Origin of the sequence: Enterococcus sp. DIV0840, assembly GCF_050527835.1 — a bacterium.
Lineage (GTDB): Bacteria > Bacillota > Bacilli > Lactobacillales > Enterococcaceae > Enterococcus_L > Enterococcus_L ureasiticus.
The window spans coordinates 1287648-1304535 of the sequence record NZ_CP172876.1 but is presented as its reverse complement, the minus strand read 5'-3'; the positions used below and the strand labels follow the sequence as shown (position 1 = coordinate 1304535).

At 32.6% G+C, this 16888-nt stretch carries 20 protein-coding genes and 1 pseudogene; all 21 read right to left on the bottom strand.

Annotation, left to right across the window (positions count from 1 at the left end; all coding sequences use genetic code 11):
* Positions 1-67: 67 nt before the first annotated feature.
* Positions 68-883, bottom strand: coding sequence for an ATP-binding protein (locus tag IGL98_RS06165; RefSeq protein WP_242590225.1), 816 nt, complete (start codon positions 881-883; stop codon positions 68-70).
* Positions 884-1039: 156 nt separating this feature from the next.
* Positions 1040-1570, bottom strand: a complete 531-nt coding sequence (locus tag IGL98_RS06160) for a helicase HerA domain-containing protein (protein ID WP_242590226.1) — start codon at positions 1568-1570, stop codon at positions 1040-1042.
* Positions 1571-1632: 62 nt separating this feature from the next.
* Positions 1633-1899 (bottom strand): hypothetical protein, encoded by a 267-nt coding sequence (locus IGL98_RS06155; protein WP_242590227.1) that lies wholly within the window; start codon positions 1897-1899, stop codon positions 1633-1635.
* On the bottom strand, positions 1892-2548 hold the full coding sequence (locus IGL98_RS06150; RefSeq protein ID WP_206912309.1) for a hypothetical protein: 657 nt from the start codon (positions 2546-2548) through the stop codon (positions 1892-1894). The genes IGL98_RS06155 and IGL98_RS06150 overlap by 8 nt, the downstream gene beginning before the upstream one ends.
* A gap of 193 nt (positions 2549-2741) precedes the next feature.
* Positions 2742-3293 (bottom strand): hypothetical protein, encoded by a 552-nt coding sequence (locus tag IGL98_RS06145; RefSeq protein ID WP_206844250.1) that lies wholly within the window; start codon positions 3291-3293, stop codon positions 2742-2744.
* A 90-nt stretch (positions 3294-3383) separates the two neighbouring features.
* Positions 3384-3884 carry an antirestriction protein ArdA gene (locus IGL98_RS06140; protein WP_206912311.1) on the bottom strand — a complete coding sequence of 167 codons (501 nt, stop codon included), beginning with the start codon at positions 3882-3884 and terminating at the stop codon, positions 3384-3386.
* 14 nt (positions 3885-3898) lie between these two features.
* Positions 3899-4120, bottom strand: coding sequence for a hypothetical protein (locus tag IGL98_RS06135; RefSeq protein ID WP_010709716.1), 222 nt, complete (start codon positions 4118-4120; stop codon positions 3899-3901).
* A 2-nt stretch (positions 4121-4122) separates the two neighbouring features.
* A complete protein-coding gene (locus IGL98_RS06130) occupies positions 4123-4410 on the bottom strand; it encodes a hypothetical protein (RefSeq protein ID WP_010818495.1) in 288 nt (95 codons plus the stop codon).
* Entirely contained in the window at positions 4407-5606 is a 1200-nt protein-coding gene (mobT, locus tag IGL98_RS06125) for a MobT family relaxase (RefSeq protein ID WP_206912382.1), read from the bottom strand. The genes IGL98_RS06130 and mobT overlap by 4 nt, the downstream gene beginning before the upstream one ends.
* A 176-nt stretch (positions 5607-5782) precedes the next feature.
* Positions 5783-7111: an FtsK/SpoIIIE domain-containing protein gene (locus IGL98_RS06120; RefSeq protein ID WP_206844383.1), complete on the bottom strand. Its 1329-nt coding sequence runs from the start codon at positions 7109-7111 to the stop codon at positions 5783-5785.
* 84 nt (positions 7112-7195) lie between these two features.
* A pseudogene (locus IGL98_RS06115) lies at positions 7196-7977 on the bottom strand (hypothetical protein).
* 12 nt (positions 7978-7989) lie between these two features.
* The gene (locus IGL98_RS06110; protein WP_430605061.1) at positions 7990-8358 is read right to left on the bottom strand and encodes a YdcP family protein; all 369 of its coding nucleotides are present in this window, start codon (positions 8356-8358) and stop codon (positions 7990-7992) included.
* 9 nt (positions 8359-8367) lie between these two features.
* A complete protein-coding gene (locus IGL98_RS06105) occupies positions 8368-8682 on the bottom strand; it encodes a YdcP family protein (protein ID WP_206844255.1) in 315 nt (104 codons plus the stop codon).
* A 140-nt stretch (positions 8683-8822) separates the two neighbouring features.
* The gene (locus tag IGL98_RS06100) at positions 8823-11417 is read right to left on the bottom strand and encodes a SpaA isopeptide-forming pilin-related protein (protein ID WP_206912313.1); all 2595 of its coding nucleotides are present in this window, start codon (positions 11415-11417) and stop codon (positions 8823-8825) included.
* Positions 11418-11523: 106 nt separating this feature from the next.
* A complete protein-coding gene (locus IGL98_RS06095) occupies positions 11524-11847 on the bottom strand; it encodes a hypothetical protein (protein WP_206844265.1) in 324 nt (107 codons plus the stop codon).
* Between the two features lies 1 nt (position 11848).
* Positions 11849-12679: a hypothetical protein gene (locus IGL98_RS06090; RefSeq protein ID WP_206912315.1), complete on the bottom strand. Its 831-nt coding sequence runs from the start codon at positions 12677-12679 to the stop codon at positions 11849-11851.
* Entirely contained in the window at positions 12663-13172 is a 510-nt protein-coding gene (locus tag IGL98_RS06085) for a hypothetical protein (RefSeq protein ID WP_206844271.1), read from the bottom strand. Before IGL98_RS06085 ends, IGL98_RS06090 begins: the two co-directional genes overlap by 17 nt.
* Before the next feature lie 30 nt (positions 13173-13202).
* On the bottom strand, positions 13203-13724 hold the full coding sequence (locus IGL98_RS06080) for a DEAD/DEAH box helicase (protein ID WP_206844274.1): 522 nt from the start codon (positions 13722-13724) through the stop codon (positions 13203-13205).
* Between the two features lie 446 nt (positions 13725-14170).
* On the bottom strand, positions 14171-15244 hold the full coding sequence (locus tag IGL98_RS06075; RefSeq protein ID WP_206912316.1) for an ABC transporter substrate-binding protein: 1074 nt from the start codon (positions 15242-15244) through the stop codon (positions 14171-14173).
* Positions 15241-16077, bottom strand: a complete 837-nt coding sequence (locus IGL98_RS06070) for an ABC transporter permease (RefSeq protein WP_206912317.1) — start codon at positions 16075-16077, stop codon at positions 15241-15243. Before IGL98_RS06070 ends, IGL98_RS06075 begins: the two co-directional genes overlap by 4 nt.
* Positions 16074-16883 (bottom strand): ABC transporter permease, encoded by an 810-nt coding sequence (locus IGL98_RS06065; RefSeq protein ID WP_069645208.1) that lies wholly within the window; start codon positions 16881-16883, stop codon positions 16074-16076. Before IGL98_RS06065 ends, IGL98_RS06070 begins: the two co-directional genes overlap by 4 nt.
* Between the last annotated feature and the right edge of the window lie 5 nt (positions 16884-16888).

Genomic DNA, 16888 nt, shown 5'->3' with positions numbered 1-16888 from the left:
AGTAAAAAAGAGCAATCTATACTATAAATATAGATTACTCTTCAATAACTTAATTATTTAAAATATTTTACTTCCAAGTGTCAGTTAGAGTAATTGTATCACTTTTTGGTCTTAACTTAATATCTTCAATAAAGTCTATTTTGACCGTAATTGGCATAGAAACTGCTGTTCCTGATATGATACATACTCCTTGAGATAGTATTGGAAGCATTGACTTTGAAATCTTATCTAGGGTAGAGATAGAGTTATCAATTATTTGTAAGTCTCTCTCATTAACTAATTTATGCAGAAAAAAGTTATGAACTTGAGAAAGAATGGTTGGTGATATATCTGCTGGTCGTTGACTGGATAATGTCAGGAAAAAAGAGAATTTACGTCCCTCTTTGATGATTTCCTCGAACATTTCTAATCGATAATCTTTCCAGCTACCATGCTCACTTGCAGATTGACCTGATAAAATATTATGAGCTTCGTCAATAATGAGATGAAAGCTCCTACCTTCATTAGCATTTTTATGATAGTCGAAATACATTTTTGATATTATTAATGAACAAACTTTTTTTGCTTCCTGATTTAAATTTTTTAAAGAAATAATTTGTAAAAATGTTTGTTCAGGGAATGAATCCTTTAATTCGATATAGTTAGAGATAGATTTTAAGCGAGCTTCTATTCTTTTGATTAATGGATCAATATGTTCTGAAACTACATTTCCATATAGTAAATCATTTAGCAATTGAAGTTTACACCTTATCTCAAATTCTTCAAAAGCATCCAATTCGCTGGAAATTAAAAAAACTCTAAGGTCTTCGATTTTAAGGGTGGATGAATATGCGTCATTCCAATCACTATTAAAGTAAATTGGTGTATAACCTGCTCGTTCCACTATAAAACAATTATTTACAGAATGTATGGAAGTTCTTTTTATTTCTTGTAGATAATAATTAACACCTTCAAAATAATGCTCTAAAGTCTCAACAAGTTTATTTCTAATATTTGCATCGGGGCTACCTTTATAAACTTGTTTTATTAAATATATGATTCAATTGCTAAGAGGAGCTATCCCTGTGCCGTATTTCTTTTGACCATTTACAACTCTAGATAAAAAAGGCTTCTGAGTCTGAGTTGTTGCTTGAAATAAAAGTGCTAACATTTCATCGTTATAGAAAACTGATAGTTTTACTGGAAACTTATCTGAATTACTTGACCTTGAGCTTAATTCATAGACTTTTTTATCATGACCTACAGGAATTCCAAACGAATGATCTTGAATGTATTCCCCGTTGAAATCTAGTATCAAAAAATTACTCTGCTCTCTAATTTTTGTTAAAATTTCTATTGAGAATAACTCATAGTGTAATTTGTGAAGAGTATTTGATTTTCCGCTACCAGTATTTCCAAATATTCCAATGTGAGAAGCGAAAAATGAATTTATAGGTAGAGCAATATTTTTTTGCTCAATTAAACTTTCTCCAACATTTATAGTAATGTTATCTGCTTCTTCTACATAGTTATTTATATATATTTTGTTAATATCATCACTGTTTGGAATCGAGCATATATTTCCAATCATTGGTAAAAAGGATGCTCCACTATGAAATTTGTTATTTTGTATATACCCAATTGTTTGAACTTCTAAAATTCGTTTAATATTATTTTAGAAAACCTTCTATCTAATTTATAATCATTAATACTGTTTTGAGTATCCCAAATAGACTCTGAGTTAATTCTTGCAATAATTTTTACAAATCCTTGTGAAATAACAATAAAACTATTAACACTTACATTTCTTATCAATTCTCCATTTTGAATAAAAGTAGCATGGTTGGTGTTGTCAAACGTTGCAATTCTATTTATGAAACCTTTAACTTCAACTACTATACCTATTTCTAAATTATTCAATCTCTTCACCTTCTTCATTCAGAAAAACAGATTGATACTTATTGGTGAACTCTTCTTCTAATATGGAATTAAAAGATGAAAAATTTAAAATTGGAACTTGAGTTTCATCATATAAGGATTTATTAACATCTTTACTATATATTTTTACCTGACCTTCATTTTTTATAATAGTGTATTGAGAAAGATCAGTATCTTCATATTTTTGAGTAAATTCTTGTTCAGTCATTTCTTCTATTAGAAAATCTTTTGGTTCAATAAATACAATGTTACTCGGTATTGCTTGAAGTGAAAAATTAAATTTTGATATTATATCTTCTTTATTTCCATCTTGGTAGCACATGATTAAAATTAGAAGATTTGGATTATTTAAAGATCTTTGAACAACATCCGATATATGCTCATCATAGAATGAAAAGCCAAAAACTATAAGAGCTGATTGCTCTTTTTCCAGTTCATAACTTAATAAACGTAGCATATTAAAATAGTGTTCTTCAATTACAGTTGTTTGAAACTTCCTTTTAGTTGGCAATACTATTTGTAGTTTTTCTATTTCTGCAATGATCGGTTCTATTTGTTTTTTTGATAGTTCAGCTAGTTTATTAATATCTTCAACAATATTTTCTGTAACTTCGGTATTTAATAGTTTCAAAAAGTCTTCAACTGTACTGAAATCATTATTCAGTGTAAAGCTAGGTTCAGTTATACCTAGTTTCAGTTTGTCTATAAAAGAGGAAAGTAGTTCATTTATTTTGGGAATTAACTTGGAATGTGGAGTGATTATTACTTTCGGTTTCGAAGTATTACTTTTATTATATTATTCCCAATTGATTGATCCATGGCATTTAATTTAAATTAATTACAGGCATTTCACTAGAATAATTATCAAAAACACCAGAATATAGAAGAGTTTTATTGAAATTATCTGTGTTTAAAATTCTTTTCATGTATCCATTAGCGCCATCATTAAAAAAAATTCGAGGATTATTTTCTATACTTTTTTCAATCGCAGATTCAAAAAATAGATCATAATTTGTAGTAACGATATTGACTCTCTTAGGAGATACTCTGCTATTTCGTACTTTTAAAAACTCTAAAGAATTGTGCACAAAACGAATGTACTCATCTAGTATTTGCTCCATTTGTTTTGCTTTCTCTCCACAATAACAAACATTTCCTAAGTAATTTAATAAATAAGAGTTGTCAGCTATAGATTGTTCATAGAAAAATATTTTAATTAGGTTTTTGCCATTTGAACTAATTGAAGGATGTGATAATATAAATTCAAAATTTCCTAAAGATGAAAAGAAAGGAGCAGAAGCACCTGCTCCAAGAAGAAAAGTAGTATTTTTTTCTAACAAGACATTGGTTAATAATTCTTTTTTTGTTATTTTCATGGATAAATTTTTCTCCTAAGGTTTTTCTTACATTATAACACCTTAAAAGAATATATTCTGTACATATTTTTTTATAGTACAAATGATAAATTATCCAATATATTCAAATATTCCATTAGAAGTAATTAAAAAACTCCCTTCAATTTCTATGTCTCGTCCAAGAGCTTGATAGTCTATATAGTTCTGTAGATTACTCGGAACTTCACCAAGGCTTCCAGTTTCTTCTACATAGTAACGAGCGACATCCTCCATACTGTCACAATCTGGATAACAAATGATATCATCTTTATTTTCTATTAATTCTTCAATATCATTAAACCAGTAATTCATAAATTCTGAGATGTTGTCATAAAAATCTGTTCCTTCTAGTTCTTCAATTAATGCGCATTTTCGATTGATTTCTGATATTGGTGTATATTCACCAACCTCAAATGGAAGCTCATAATCGTGGATGGCGTATTCCTCATATTCATCGTTTAATCCAATTTGTTCTTTGACTATATCAAAATCAATAGGAGGAGTGAACCAGTCGCCGACCAGTTCGCCCTCATTGTACTTGCCAAGATTGGCAATATAAACTTGCATTTCCATTGTATGAATTCCTCCTAGGCACCAATAATTTTATTAAAAATATTCAACAGTACATCTTTGACCCCACCAGCATTAAACACCAATCCAACTGCAATCAATGCAATAATTAAAAATCCGATGAGTTTTGAAAATTCACGTTTAAAGCCTAAATAAATCCCAATCACAACAATGGCCATTAAAACGAGCGATTGTGCATTAGATAGAAACCAGGTATATAAATTTTGTCCAAAGTTCATAATTATGTTTTGCTCCTTCCATTTAAATAATTTGTTCTATTCGATAAATAGATGCGTACACGTTCTAGTAATTTAGCAGGCGTTAAATGTTTTCCATAAGTTGTAGCACTATTAGAGCGATACTTATGAAAAGTCTGTTTGTAAAAGGTGTATCTATAGTAAATATCATTTGGTTTTTTGTACCCTTCAATGACTAAAGAAGTATATTTTCCTGTATCTAACATATACAGTTCATTTTCTTTGAAACAAAAAAATCCCAGTAGTTTTAATTCTTTCGTTAGACGATTCATAAAATGACGCCCTCCGTACTATAAGATTGTTGTTCTAATATTTTCTCATGTCGCTCATTTAAGCGAGCTTCGCGAATGAGTTCATCCACTGTATCTGTTTTATTTAAGGTACCCAACATTTTTGCTACTTTTAATGTCGGGGCAACTTGATGCCGTAACCAATTTAACGTTCGTTCAAAAGAGTAGGGTTCAGGTTCGGTTGTTAATCTTAGCGCCCCACGATCTTTGCCTATAAACCATTCCCAACGTTCATTGGTCTCCCAATCTGTTCGACGTTTTGTTTCGTCTTTATCTACAAAGCGTAAATAGCGGTTAATGATATCAAATGCTGTCTTTTCAGCATCATTAAAGGCTAATAAATCCTGAACGGCATGTATGGCTCTGTCATTTTTTAACCGAATTTCAAACCGATTTTTGATAGCTGCTTCTTCAATAGGGACAGCGTTTTTGACGTATTGTTCATAGTCTTTTTCGTAGATACAAAAATAGACTTCACTTTTCAGTGAGCCTATATACAAGGTGTTTCCCATACCTGCTTTTTCGTCCCGATGAACCAATTCCCCAGAACGATAATTTTTAAAGCTACGAAAAACCGAAATACATTCTTCTTGTTTACATTTTCGAGTTAGTTCAGGAATATCTAAGATGCCAACCTTGTCATTGATTGCCAAATCCAGACGTTTAAAGACTGCTTTTTCTTCCAAGCAAGTCCGAAAAAAATCAAACCAGCTACGATGTTGAGCCAACAAAAAACTTTCGAATTGACCACAGCCTTTTCCTTTGAGTTCAAGTAATGTTCCTTTAGTAATATCATAAGAAATCATGACGACTATATCACCAAAGCGAAGATGTTCTTGATAACCGTAAAAAGCAAAGTCTTCATGAAGCATATAATCTATGTTGATTCGTAAAATATGTTCAATCACATGATCCACCTTGTCGGTGGGGAATCGAATTCGGACATAATCGAAAAGCATCTCCAAAGGATTATCTGGATTAAAACGTTCTAAAGTGCTATTTAGAGTTTCTTTTAACTTAAGTGTAGGCATTACTTTTCCAGTTTCTATGTCACTTATATAGGAACGAGTAATGCCAGACGCCAGGGCGAGCTTGTTTTGTGAGAGACCATAAGTTAACCGTTTGTTTTTTAGTTCTTTTCTCCAAGTTTCGTTTGTATTCAATCGCAAACCTCCAATAAAAAATACAGATGTAAACTTTTAGTGCTTAGTTTACATCTGCATAGTATGTTAATAATCCTTGTGGGTAAGGGCTTTAGGATATTTTAGGAACTGTTTCCAGTTGCTTTTGTGCCCCCCTGTTAGGTATAAGGGGGCTAAACCTGTTGGTGTGGCTTGGCCACACCAACAACAAGCTAGTCTGTATCTGCATCTTTCGCTTCGCACGATTCAGCCACAGCCTGCTTGTGTTGATTGAGCTCTTGTTGAATAGCTTCTAAAAAGTCGTGCTCTTTTGGAACAAGAGGAGTATAAAACTCACTAATGACACTTGTTCCAACATCTACATATCCACGACCTTTGATAGGCTTCAAGAAAAAGTTTTTATCGTTCTCACCAAACATCATATTGTAGCCAAGTTCTGACATTCTTCCTAGAGCTACTCGGAAATTAAAATTATCACGGATACCATCACCTAAATATTTTGCATCAGGTCTCTGACAAGCCAAAATCAAGAAGAATCCAGATTGTCGTCCTAACATCACGATTTGTTTAAGCTTACTCATGACTTCTATACTGTCACGTCCAATCATTTCCATGAAAGAAGTATACTCATCGAAAACTAAAAAGTGAGCAGGTAAATTTAAATAGGCGTAGTTTTTACCTGTTTTATATCCATCCATTAATTTCATGGTTTCATTTCGTAACATCATTTCATCATAAAATTGATTTAGGCAGTCAATCATATCTTCTTTCTTATAATAGACATTTGGCATAACCGTTTCTAAGTCAGCCAAGTCAGCATTCTTTGGATCAAGGACATAAATAGTGGCATTGGTTTGAAGAAGGGCTTCAATAATTGTTAGGATAAAATAAGTTTTTCCTCCACCAGTTCCGCCAGCAATTAACATATGAGGAAGGGAGTCATATGCCCACCAAACATTATCCATTAATTTCAGTTGTCCATTTTGAGCTTGAACGTCATCAATGGTAATCCGACTGTTAATCGTATCGTAAAGAAGGATGTATTCCACATAGGAGTCTTTAAGGATTTTATCCGTAAGTTCACAATACAGCCCTGTTTCTAATTTTTTCTCTAATCTTAAGAGTTGATCTTGATATTTCCCCATTGTGATTTCTACATCAATATGAATCAAACCATCTTTTAACTGATAATAAACTTTTGGAAAATAACGGATTTTTTCTTTCGCTTTACTACTACCTAAGTCTTTAAAAAAACTGTCTGATTGTATTTGTTCGGATTCATACCAGCCATTCTCTAGAATCATTCGTGCTAATTTTTGACGGTGCTGCAATTGTTTAATACGGTCAATTCGGTAGTGATAGTAAAGATAAGTTACTAAAAGGCAAACAAAAAACGCAGTGAAGAGACTGCTCATTAAATAGGGGATATTTAAGTGTATGTTTGCATCTATAAGACTTACATTTTCCCAGTTCGTTTGAAGAAGTTGTTTATGGTAGAACAACAAAAGAATAGAAAGGAAAATGGGCAGTAGTCTAACCAGTGTAAAATGATAAAGTAAATTTTTGTTACTCGGTCTAGTTCGTTTTCCACGATAAGTTCAGTTCATGTTGAGAGTCTCCTTTCATTAAAGAGTGAACTTTTGTGTGGTATATGCATGACAATTTTTATCAAAGGATGGTTGGGGAATGCTTTTGTATTTTCGATAAGCTATTCGCTTTTCAAATCGAAGCTCATTTCCTTTTGGATAATTGCCTCTCATATATTTTGGTGAGCATTTCAGGAGTTTTTCAGCATCCTTTGTTAAAGGATAAAGATAACGAAACATACGGCCATTAATCTTTTCAATACCTTTATATTCACAAAAATCGTGAGTTAACCAATTTCTTTTAGATACACCATCAAACTGGGCGTTTTCTTCTAACAAAATTCGCGCACTTCGAGGATGGATTTTTTCGGAAGTTATACTGTGACGATAAACACTTGTCTTGAAGTAACCGCCATAATAAAAATTAGCAGCTTGATAAACATAGCCACATTTTCCTTCAATCCCATCAGCTAACGTATATAAAAAGAGGTAGTCTGTATTCTCTTTAAGCCACTTAACAAGCGTGGAAAGAGCAAGTCTACCAAAGTAGTTCGTTTGATTCATTTTGGGTAGAAAACACATTTCCCAATTTCTAAATAATCCTTTGTAACTAAATTCTGTTCGGGAAAAAGTTTTCGAATCGTTTGTAGTGGCTGAGTTCCCCAACCAAGCTCTATTACACCTAACAATTCCTTTTCACAATAGATTCCTAGAAAGTATTTGCACAATCTAGGAATCACTTTTGAATAGTGGTAGTTCCGAATAAAAGATATTGCCTGTTCTCTAGGAAAAGGTTCTATCACGAGCGATTTAGAAATCATCTAACATACTTCCTATTTCCCGTTAGTAGGTTCTTTTTTTGACATTTGCACTTTTTCCTTTAGTTTAATATCATCGGCTTTAATATACCAGTCTACATCTGCGCCTTGGTAAGTGGCGTTAGCGACTGTATCTGCAATTGGATTTATTAATTCCACTTCTGCATTGTACTCAAATTCTTTTAGTGGAACAGAAGCAAGGATACTTACTTGAATCATGCGTCCTTGACCTGTTGATTTTAAATCGTAAGTGCGTTCTTTGATATCGTTTGAAGCTGTTCCATCTTCATTTTGAATCCGAACTTCTCGACGCAATGCCGAAAATTTTAATTTACCAAATGTTTCTTCTTTTTCAATGACAATTCCTTCAGCTAATCTCATAATTTTTTCCTCCTATAATTTCACAATATCATCAGCGTGCATGATGTAATTTGTGAATCCTCTCGTTCCAATTTTGTATCCTTCAGCTGTGATTTTTGGATTCAAAAGCTTCACCTTATCGTCTACTTCAAAATGTTTTTCACCAGCATCGGCAGGTAAAATGACTTCAATATCATCTGCGCGTTGAATTGTTGAGTAAAGATTATAACTGCGAGATAGTACAGTCGGTTTTCCATTGATTCTTCTTTGTTCAACTGTTCCTTCACCCGCATATTCCAGATGACCAAATGTTTTTTCCATATTGGGGATAATGTGTTTTAATTCCATTTTTAGTTACCTCTTTCTTTTAGTTGATTTAAATTTGTTTGGTTTTCATAATCTGTTGTTGGTGAGCGAATAGGATTCATACTTAGCCTCCTAGAAGACATAAAAAACACAAAAATCTTTTAGAAAGTAGATTCTTGTGTTTAGTCGTTAGTTTCTTTTGATTTTTTTACTTTCTTTACGCCAATAAAAGCTAGCGCACTAAGAGATAAGGCAATACCAATGCCAAGTAGAAGAGAACTGCGTGATTCTCCTGTTTGTGGTAATGGATTTGTTTCTGTTCTTTTATTTGTCATTTCACATTTCACCAACTTCCCATGTTCTTTGATTTCAAATTTTACTGGTGTTTCATCTAATTGGTAGCCTTGTGGCGCACCAAATTCTTGAAAATAGTAGATTCCTTTTGGTAACTCTTTAAAGGTGAAGGTTCCTTTTTCATCGGTTTTTCCTTCAATAATACAGTTTTTATCTTCATCAAGAATTCTAATATCTGTGTTCGGAAGAATTTCACCAGTAGAAACATCTTTCTTAGTTAATTCAGCACTTCCTTTTATTAAGTCATTTTTGATTTCTAATAGAATAGGAGTTTCTTCATTGCCAGAAAGCTGTTCTCCTATCACTTTTCCATCCGTATCTGTAGCTTTAATGGCTTCCTTAGTAGAAGTTATTTGAATAATAGAATCAAGGGGGAGGTAATGATCGGAAGAAGGGGACTTTTCTTTCAGATAGAACGTCCCTACAGGAATGTTTGAAAAAGTACCTATGGATTCTTTGTCGATCGAAACGGTTTGTAAAACTTTTCCATCTTCATCTTCAAGTGTAAATTCAGCACCTGTTCCTAGACCGTCATAATTAAATTCATACCCATTTTTATTTTTCAATGTCGCTTGTTCATTGCTTTTCTTGATACGGAATTCATTAAAATGTAATTTGTTTAAGATAGGAATATCTGAACCTTCTTCGGTAGGAGACTCATAGATAATAATTTCTTTCAGTGAATCATTATCTTCAGCTTTAAAGCTAAAAGGGTACTTATTGGGATTTAAGTCGTGGTTAGTACCTGAATCTAGCTCTTTAAAGTAATAGTCGCCTTCTGGATACTGAAGCTCATCCAACGTTAAAAGACCTTCTTTGACCGTTCCATAATTAATTAAAGAGTCTTGAGGGAGTTCTTGGTCAGCAAACGACATGGTTTGATCTGTGTACAAATCAAATACTTTACCATTTGCTTCTTGGACATCAAGAATAGGGAGGTTTTCTTTCCATTCTTTGATGATCTCTTCAGATTTGTGAAGGGTTAATTTTATTTTTTGAAATTCATTGGTATCGGATAAGGATTCAGAGACCAATTCAATTGTTTGGCCTTGATAAGTGAATTCAAAAGGAATCGGAGTGGAATCAATGATGAATCCATCAGGTGCAGATTTTTCTATAGCTTGGTATTTACCAAGGTAGAGAAGAGGCATGTCAATTAATTCACCACCATCACCAGTTACTACCGTAGCAACCGTGTCTCCTTTCTTAGCATGAGTGGTGCTGCCTACTTTGATGTCTTCCGTCGCTTGAATATCGTAGGTCACACCTGCAAGAGGTTGATAATCAAATTTGAATTCATATAAATCACCGTATTTTGTTTCTTTCTTTTCAAGACCTACTGGGACTTTTCCTTTTTTTATAAGGGATAGTTGTCCTTTTTGAGGTGCATTATCTAAAGTTACTTCAATGGTTTTATTTGGTTCTACTACCACTTTTTTTAGTTCGCCTTGATTGAAGAAACCATCTGGTGCAGTCACTTCACTAATCGTTACAGTTGTCCCTTGAGTAATATCATTTATTTGAGCAAGTCCGTTAGAATCTGTCATCACTTCCTTGGTTTGATTATTGTACTCAAATTTTAACTTAGCATTTGGTAGAGGTTTTCCAGTATCTTTATCGATTTTCTTTACTTTGATATTGCCATTTAGTTTCACTTTGACATTTAGATTGAATTCACCCGCATTTGAAAGTTTAAAGGTGGCAACTTTTTGTTCATTGGGTTTAGCATAGACAAAGCTTTGCCCAACTGAATTGGAATCAGCAATACTATACTTAATGGTTCCAGATTCCTTCGAGTCTTTGGTAGCAGTCAATGTTAATTTATTGCCGTTCTTCTCAATTTTGAGGTTAGCGGAATTACTAATCTGTTTAACATATTTGGATAAGACATTATTTTTATCTTCTAAAGTAACGGACTCACCAACTTTTAGATTGATGGTTTGGTTATTAAAAGTCGGTTTAGTATTATGATTTTTGACTTGATTTAATATCTCATTTCTTCGATTCTCAAAATTTGGAATAGCTGTGGTTAATAATTCATCACCAAATTCAAGCCAAACTAAGTTTTGAGTAATCCCATAATTATCAATAGTAGGGTTTACTTGATAACCGTAGTACGCGATTAATGAAAGACGCTCTTTTTCTGCGATAGTTAGTTCAGATGGGGTGAATCCAGAACCACCAGTAAGAAGTGTTCCATGTTCAATACAGAAAGCAGGTTGATTGTCCGCTTTAATCATATGGATGCCTTCATCAGTCCAGTGTAAACCGCCTAATGACTTAACATGCCATGTGGAAATATAGTTCGCTACTTTTTCATAATTTACTGTAGCAGCGAATGTAGTAATAGGGGAAATAAAAAAAGCGATTAGGACTGTTAGTAAACTAAACAGCGTAATCGCTTTATACTTTATTATATTCATATTTTTGTCTCCTTAAATGGTTGTAGTATCAAAGATAATTATTTTATGAGTTTCTTATTCCAATAAAAAAAGACACCCTTTATATAGGCGCCTTTTTTATCTTTATCTAGCTTATTTTTGTGTTTAAAATTTGTTGATTTTCATGTTGATTTATTAAATGCTCTAATTCTTTTGATCTATTAAATATTTCTAATTCTTCAGATGCATATAATATTTTAGCAGTTTTTAAGTTATCATTTCTATCAAATTCATAAAGATAATGAACTTCTTCATTATCTTCTATAGAAGTCATTTTACAAATAATATTCTTTTCTTCTTTATAAAATTTAATTTCAGTATAATTTTCCAGCTTAATGTTTTCTATAAGATTATGAGGAGTTAAAATTGTTAAATTAGTTAACTCGTATATTCTTTCAATTTGATTATTCATATCATTCAGTCCTTTCAAGGAAGTCCTTAAGGTATTCAGCTTGTTGTTCTAATAATTCACCAGCACGTTCGTAATCTTCATTAGACCATTCTTCTCGTTTATAGCCAATAGAATTTTTTAAAAATGAATTGAAATATGTTGCTAGCATATCTCCATTATCCTTAATTTTACTTGGTATCCAGTAGTATTTCCCTTTAAAAATGGGTAAATCACTTAATTCTGTTCCATTTATTTCAACACCAGCAGATAATAAAAGTTCAGGAACGATGACTTGTCTTATATTAGTATCAGTTGTTTTTTTTCTTCTTTTCAAGATTACATCAGGACGCTTCAACTCATTTGTACTAGAGCTTTGTCTGTTTAGTATATCAGACGCTTCATCATTTGTAATGTCCAGAAGCTTGGAAAGTTCTGAAATTTTTATTTGTCTTTCTTGTCTTTCTTTTTGCGCTTGAATAATATAATCTGTTTCCATATAAACAGAATGATTCATATCACCTTCACCAATTTCATTTACTTGACGAAAGTCAACTTCAATTACATCACCAGTAAGGTTGTCAGGAGAAGGAGGTGAGTCAGGAATCTCTCTATCTGTCAACTCATCAATAAAATCACTTTCTTGCAATTGAGATTTATAGTATTCCCATAATTCATCTAGAAAAAGTAGTTCGTGAGCCACTACACTTCCTATGTTATCTTCAGCTTTTTTCACTTCGTTCTCAGGTATTGCCCTTAATATTCTACCTATAAATTGCTCATAAGGCAAGGGACTTTTAAAGGCCCTAAAAATAGCTGCAACTGATAAGTATTTGTGATCATAACCTTCTCCCATCATAGAAACATTGACAATAACATCTACACGATGATTTTTCTATATCTGAAAAGGCTTTTTCTTTCTCATCTGGTTTTAACTCATTGTGTATTGCAATTGCTTTGTATCCTTCAGCAGTGTATATTTTAGCAATTCTTTTTGCTTCTTTAATATTAGAAGCAGCAGCGATAATTTTATGAGGGACAGTTGTATTTTCTCTTTTTCTTTCAAGTATTTCTATACTTTTTTTTACAACACTTTTTTTACATTCATCTGAAAAAGCAACTGATCGAGCTACCCAATCTTCACTTTTTAGTTCCATATCCAAAATTTGTTGATAGGTATATCTTTTAGTATAGTCATCATCTAAAGTAAAATAAAGTTGTTCAGGAACATAATTAAACTTTTCTAGTGATTTTACATATCCATTACTCATCGCTTGACTAAGTTTATATTTATAAACAAGCTCCCCAACTAATTGTTTTTGATCAGTCCGATATGCGGTAGCTGTCAATTTTACTACTTTAGCATCTGAAAAATGATTTTAATTTTCTATCCAAGTAGTTGCTTCTGAGTGATGGGCTTCATCAATAATAATCATATCAAAAAAATTGGATTCATATTGATTTAAAAGCGCCATTTCATTTCTACTTTGCAATTTTTGTATGTTTGCTATAACAATATGAGCTTGCTTCATGTGTTCTTTTCTAGTTTCTCGACCTTCATACTTTACAACTACAGGTAATTTCAAAGGATCTTTAATAATGCCTGTGTCTATCCAAAAGTTACTTGAATTACCACTATCTAGACTATTCTCAATTGTGTTTAGAATAGTTAATTGTGGAGCAATTATTAGAACTCTTCCATTTGCAATATTATATGGAAGTAACGAAATTAATCCAGTTTTACCACTTCCTGTTGGTAAAATAACAATAGCATGTTTTTTAGTTTTATTTTTTATTTTAAAATGTTCATAAACTTCTGCATACGCTAAAATTTGTGGTTCTCTTAGATTATCATTTTGTAAAATATTCGTTGGTGTATTAATAAAATAATTGCTATCCAAATTTCCCACTCTCCAATTTAACATAATATAAACTAATTTTATCATTTGTTAACTATAGTTACAATAAAATCAGCATATAAGTTAGCTTTACAATCTTTTTGTCATGAATAGCTTATTTCTAATTTAAAAGTAAACACTTATTTTTTTGAATATTAAAAAACGAATATATTTATATTCACTGTTTACAGTAGATGTTTTTAACACTCTTTTCTAGCTAAAAAAGCAATTTTTAATAATCCTTTTTAAATGATTATTTTTCTCTTAAAAAAAAATATGTGCTTAACCCTATACACATCAAGCTTTCTAGCTAAAATTCTCTGGTAGAAAACACCAAAAAAGCGACAATTTCGTCGCTTTTGGTAGAATTTTGGAAAACTGGCAGTAAAAACGGTAGCTTACTCTCCTGAATTTTTGTTGATTTAACCCGTTTTTACTGAGTTTTCCAATCATCGGCGGTACATCTTAAACTCAAGAAACAAGTCATTATAAATCCCTAAGTATTTCGCCCCTAAATCTTCATAAACTTCTAAATGCTTAATAACTTCATCACTTGGATAAAACTGTTCATCACTAGAAATTTCTTTGGGCAATAGTTTTTTAGCTGCTTTATTAGGTGTAGAATAACCAATATACTCCGCATTTTGAGCAGCATTCTCAGGTCGCAGCATAAAATTGATAAATTCATAGGATCCTTTGATATTTTTCGCAGTTTTAGGAATCACGATATTATCAAACCACAAATTAGACCCTTCTGATGGAATCACATAATGCAAATGTTCATTGCCATCAAGCATTTCAGCGGCTTCACCAGAAAACGTTACAGCAGCTGCGCTTTCCTCATTGATCATATACATTTTTATTTCATCTGCTACGATAGCTTTAACATTGGTTGTTAGTTTGTTTAGTTTGTCTGTCGCTTCACGCAATTCTTGATTGTTTTTGCTATTCAAAGAATAACCTAAACTGTTTAAAGAAAGACCTAAAACTTCACGTGCTCCATCAATCAGCATCACATTATCTTTTAATTCGGGTTTCCATAAATCATCCCAATGCTTGATTTCATCTTCACCGATAAATTTGTCATTGTAGATGATTCCTAATGTTCCCCAAAAATAAGGAATCGAATACTTATTTTGCGGATCAAAATCTAAATTTAAAAAACGGTCATCAATATTTTCTATGCCTTTCAGTTTCTTATGGTCGATCGGCAATAGCATTTTTTCTTTCATCATTTTTTGGATCATATATTCAGAGGGAATCGTAATATCATAAGCTGTTCCCCCTTGCTGAATTTTCGTGAACATGGCTTCATTGGAATCAAAGGTTTCATAAGTAACCTTGTAGCCGGACTCTTTTTCAAATTTACGTAATAAATCAGGATCAATATAATCGCCCCAATTATAAATCGTCAAGGTATCAGCACCAGACATTCCGCTGGCTTTTTCCAATTGATGCACGCCTAAAAATAGAATCAAAATGATCGCTAAAATGCCAATAAGCAAAGATTGTAGTTTTTTCATTTAAGGTTAGCCACCTCACTTTGTTCCCGACGCATTTTTTTTACACGTTTAGAGGTATTATCTTGGCTGATAAAATAGTAACCAATCACTAAAATCATAGAGAAAATGAATACTAAAGCACTTAAGGCATTGATTTCTAAACTAATTCCTTGTCTTGCTCTAGAATAGATTTCAACTGAAAGTGTAGAGAATCCGTTTCCTGTAACGAAAAAGGTCACGGCAAAATCATCTAAAGAATACGTAAATGCCATAAAATAGCCCGCAATAATTCCTGGTGCTAAAAACGGCAAAATAATATTCTTGATTACTTGCACATTATTTGCGCCAAGATCACGAGCAGCATCCACCATCGAATCATTCATCTCTTGCAGTTTCGGCAGCACCATCAATACTACGATCGGAATACTAAACGCAATATGAGATAATAACACACTGGCAAATCCCAAACTAATAAATCCAACCGCCGTAAAAAAGATCAAGAAACTAGCACCGATAATTACGTCTGGGGAAACCAATAAAATATTATTAAAACTCATTAATGCCGTTCTCGTTTTTCTTCGTCTCGTATAATAGATGCCCATTGCACCAAATGTTCCGATGATCGTTGCTAACAACGCAGATAAAAAGGCCAACATAAAAGTATTCAACACAATGATCAACAATCGAGTATCTTCAAAAACAGCCGTATAATTTGCAAGCGTGAAACCAGTAAATTTATTCATCGTATCCGTATCATTGAATGAGTAAAAAATCAGATAAAAAATCGGCGCATATAATAAAGCGAAAACGATGATCAGATACAAATAAGACCATTTAAATTTTTTCTTTGTCATTTCACCCGCCCCTTTTTCTTCTTCTCACCTGTCAACAACATCACGATAAACATCGCAACGATCAATATGACACCGATCGTTGATCCCATGCCCCAGTTTTGTGTTACCATAAAATGCTCTTCGATGGCTGTTCCAAGTGTGATCACTCGATTTCCACCAATCAAACGAGTCAACATGAATAATGAAAGTGATGGAATAAAGACTGCTTGAACCCCACTTTTCACACCATTTAATGAAAGAGGAAAGATCACTCGTTGAAAGGTTTCAACACTATTGGCCCCCAAATCACGGCTGGCACTGATCAATGAAGGATTTAACTCTTCCAGCGCATTAAAAATCGGTAAAATCATAAACGGAATTTCGATATAAGTCGCTACAAATAAAAAACTAAAATCCGTAAATAAAATTTGCTGAGGTCCAATACCGAGAAAACTTAAAAACTGATTCACATTACCATGAATACTAAAGATTCCAATAAATGCATAAGCTTTCAGCAAAAGATTCACCCATGTTGGTAAAATCACCAACATCAGCCACAACTGTTTATGCTTCAATTTTGTCAAAAAGTACGCTGTCGGATAACTGATCAACAAGGTAAATAATGTAATCAAAAAAGCATACCAGACCGAGTTCAAGGTCATACTAAGATACGTTCCAGAGGTAAAATACGTTTGATAATTATCTAAAGTAAAGTGCCCATTCATATCAAAGAAAGACTGGTAAATAATCATCAAAACTGGCGCGATCACAAAGAATAACAGCCACATCATATAAGGAATCGAATAAATCCGACGCATTGTTTTCATTATTA

Bases quoted from the DNA above. Each gene is read 5' to 3' on its own strand.
- IGL98_RS06160 (WP_242590226.1), bottom strand. From the start codon at position 1,570: ATGATTGGAAATATATGCTCGATTCCAAACAGTGATGATATTAACAAA.
- IGL98_RS06145 (WP_206844250.1), bottom strand. From the start codon at position 3,293: ATGAAAATAACAAAAAAAGAATTATTAACCAATGTCTTGTTAGAAAAA.
- IGL98_RS06140 (WP_206912311.1), bottom strand. From the start codon at position 3,884: ATGGAAATGCAAGTTTATATTGCCAATCTTGGCAAGTACAATGAGGGC.
- IGL98_RS06135 (WP_010709716.1), bottom strand. From the start codon at position 4,120: ATGAACTTTGGACAAAATTTATATACCTGGTTTCTATCTAATGCACAA.
- IGL98_RS06130 (WP_010818495.1), bottom strand. From the start codon at position 4,410: ATGAATCGTCTAACGAAAGAATTAAAACTACTGGGATTTTTTTGTTTC.
- IGL98_RS06105 (WP_206844255.1), bottom strand. From the start codon at position 8,682: ATGGAATTAAAACACATTATCCCCAATATGGAAAAAACATTTGGTCAT.
- IGL98_RS06100 (WP_206912313.1), bottom strand. From the start codon at position 11,417: ATGAATATAATAAAGTATAAAGCGATTACGCTGTTTAGTTTACTAACA.
- IGL98_RS06095 (WP_206844265.1), bottom strand. From the start codon at position 11,847: ATGAATAATCAAATTGAAAGAATATACGAGTTAACTAATTTAACAATT.
- IGL98_RS06090 (WP_206912315.1), bottom strand. From the start codon at position 12,679: ATGGGAGAAGGTTATGATCACAAATACTTATCAGTTGCAGCTATTTTT.
- IGL98_RS06075 (WP_206912316.1), bottom strand. From the start codon at position 15,244: ATGAAAAAACTACAATCTTTGCTTATTGGCATTTTAGCGATCATTTTG.
- IGL98_RS06070 (WP_206912317.1), bottom strand. From the start codon at position 16,077: ATGACAAAGAAAAAATTTAAATGGTCTTATTTGTATCTGATCATCGTT.
- IGL98_RS06065 (WP_069645208.1), bottom strand. From the start codon at position 16,883: ATGAAAACAATGCGTCGGATTTATTCGATTCCTTATATGATGTGGCTG.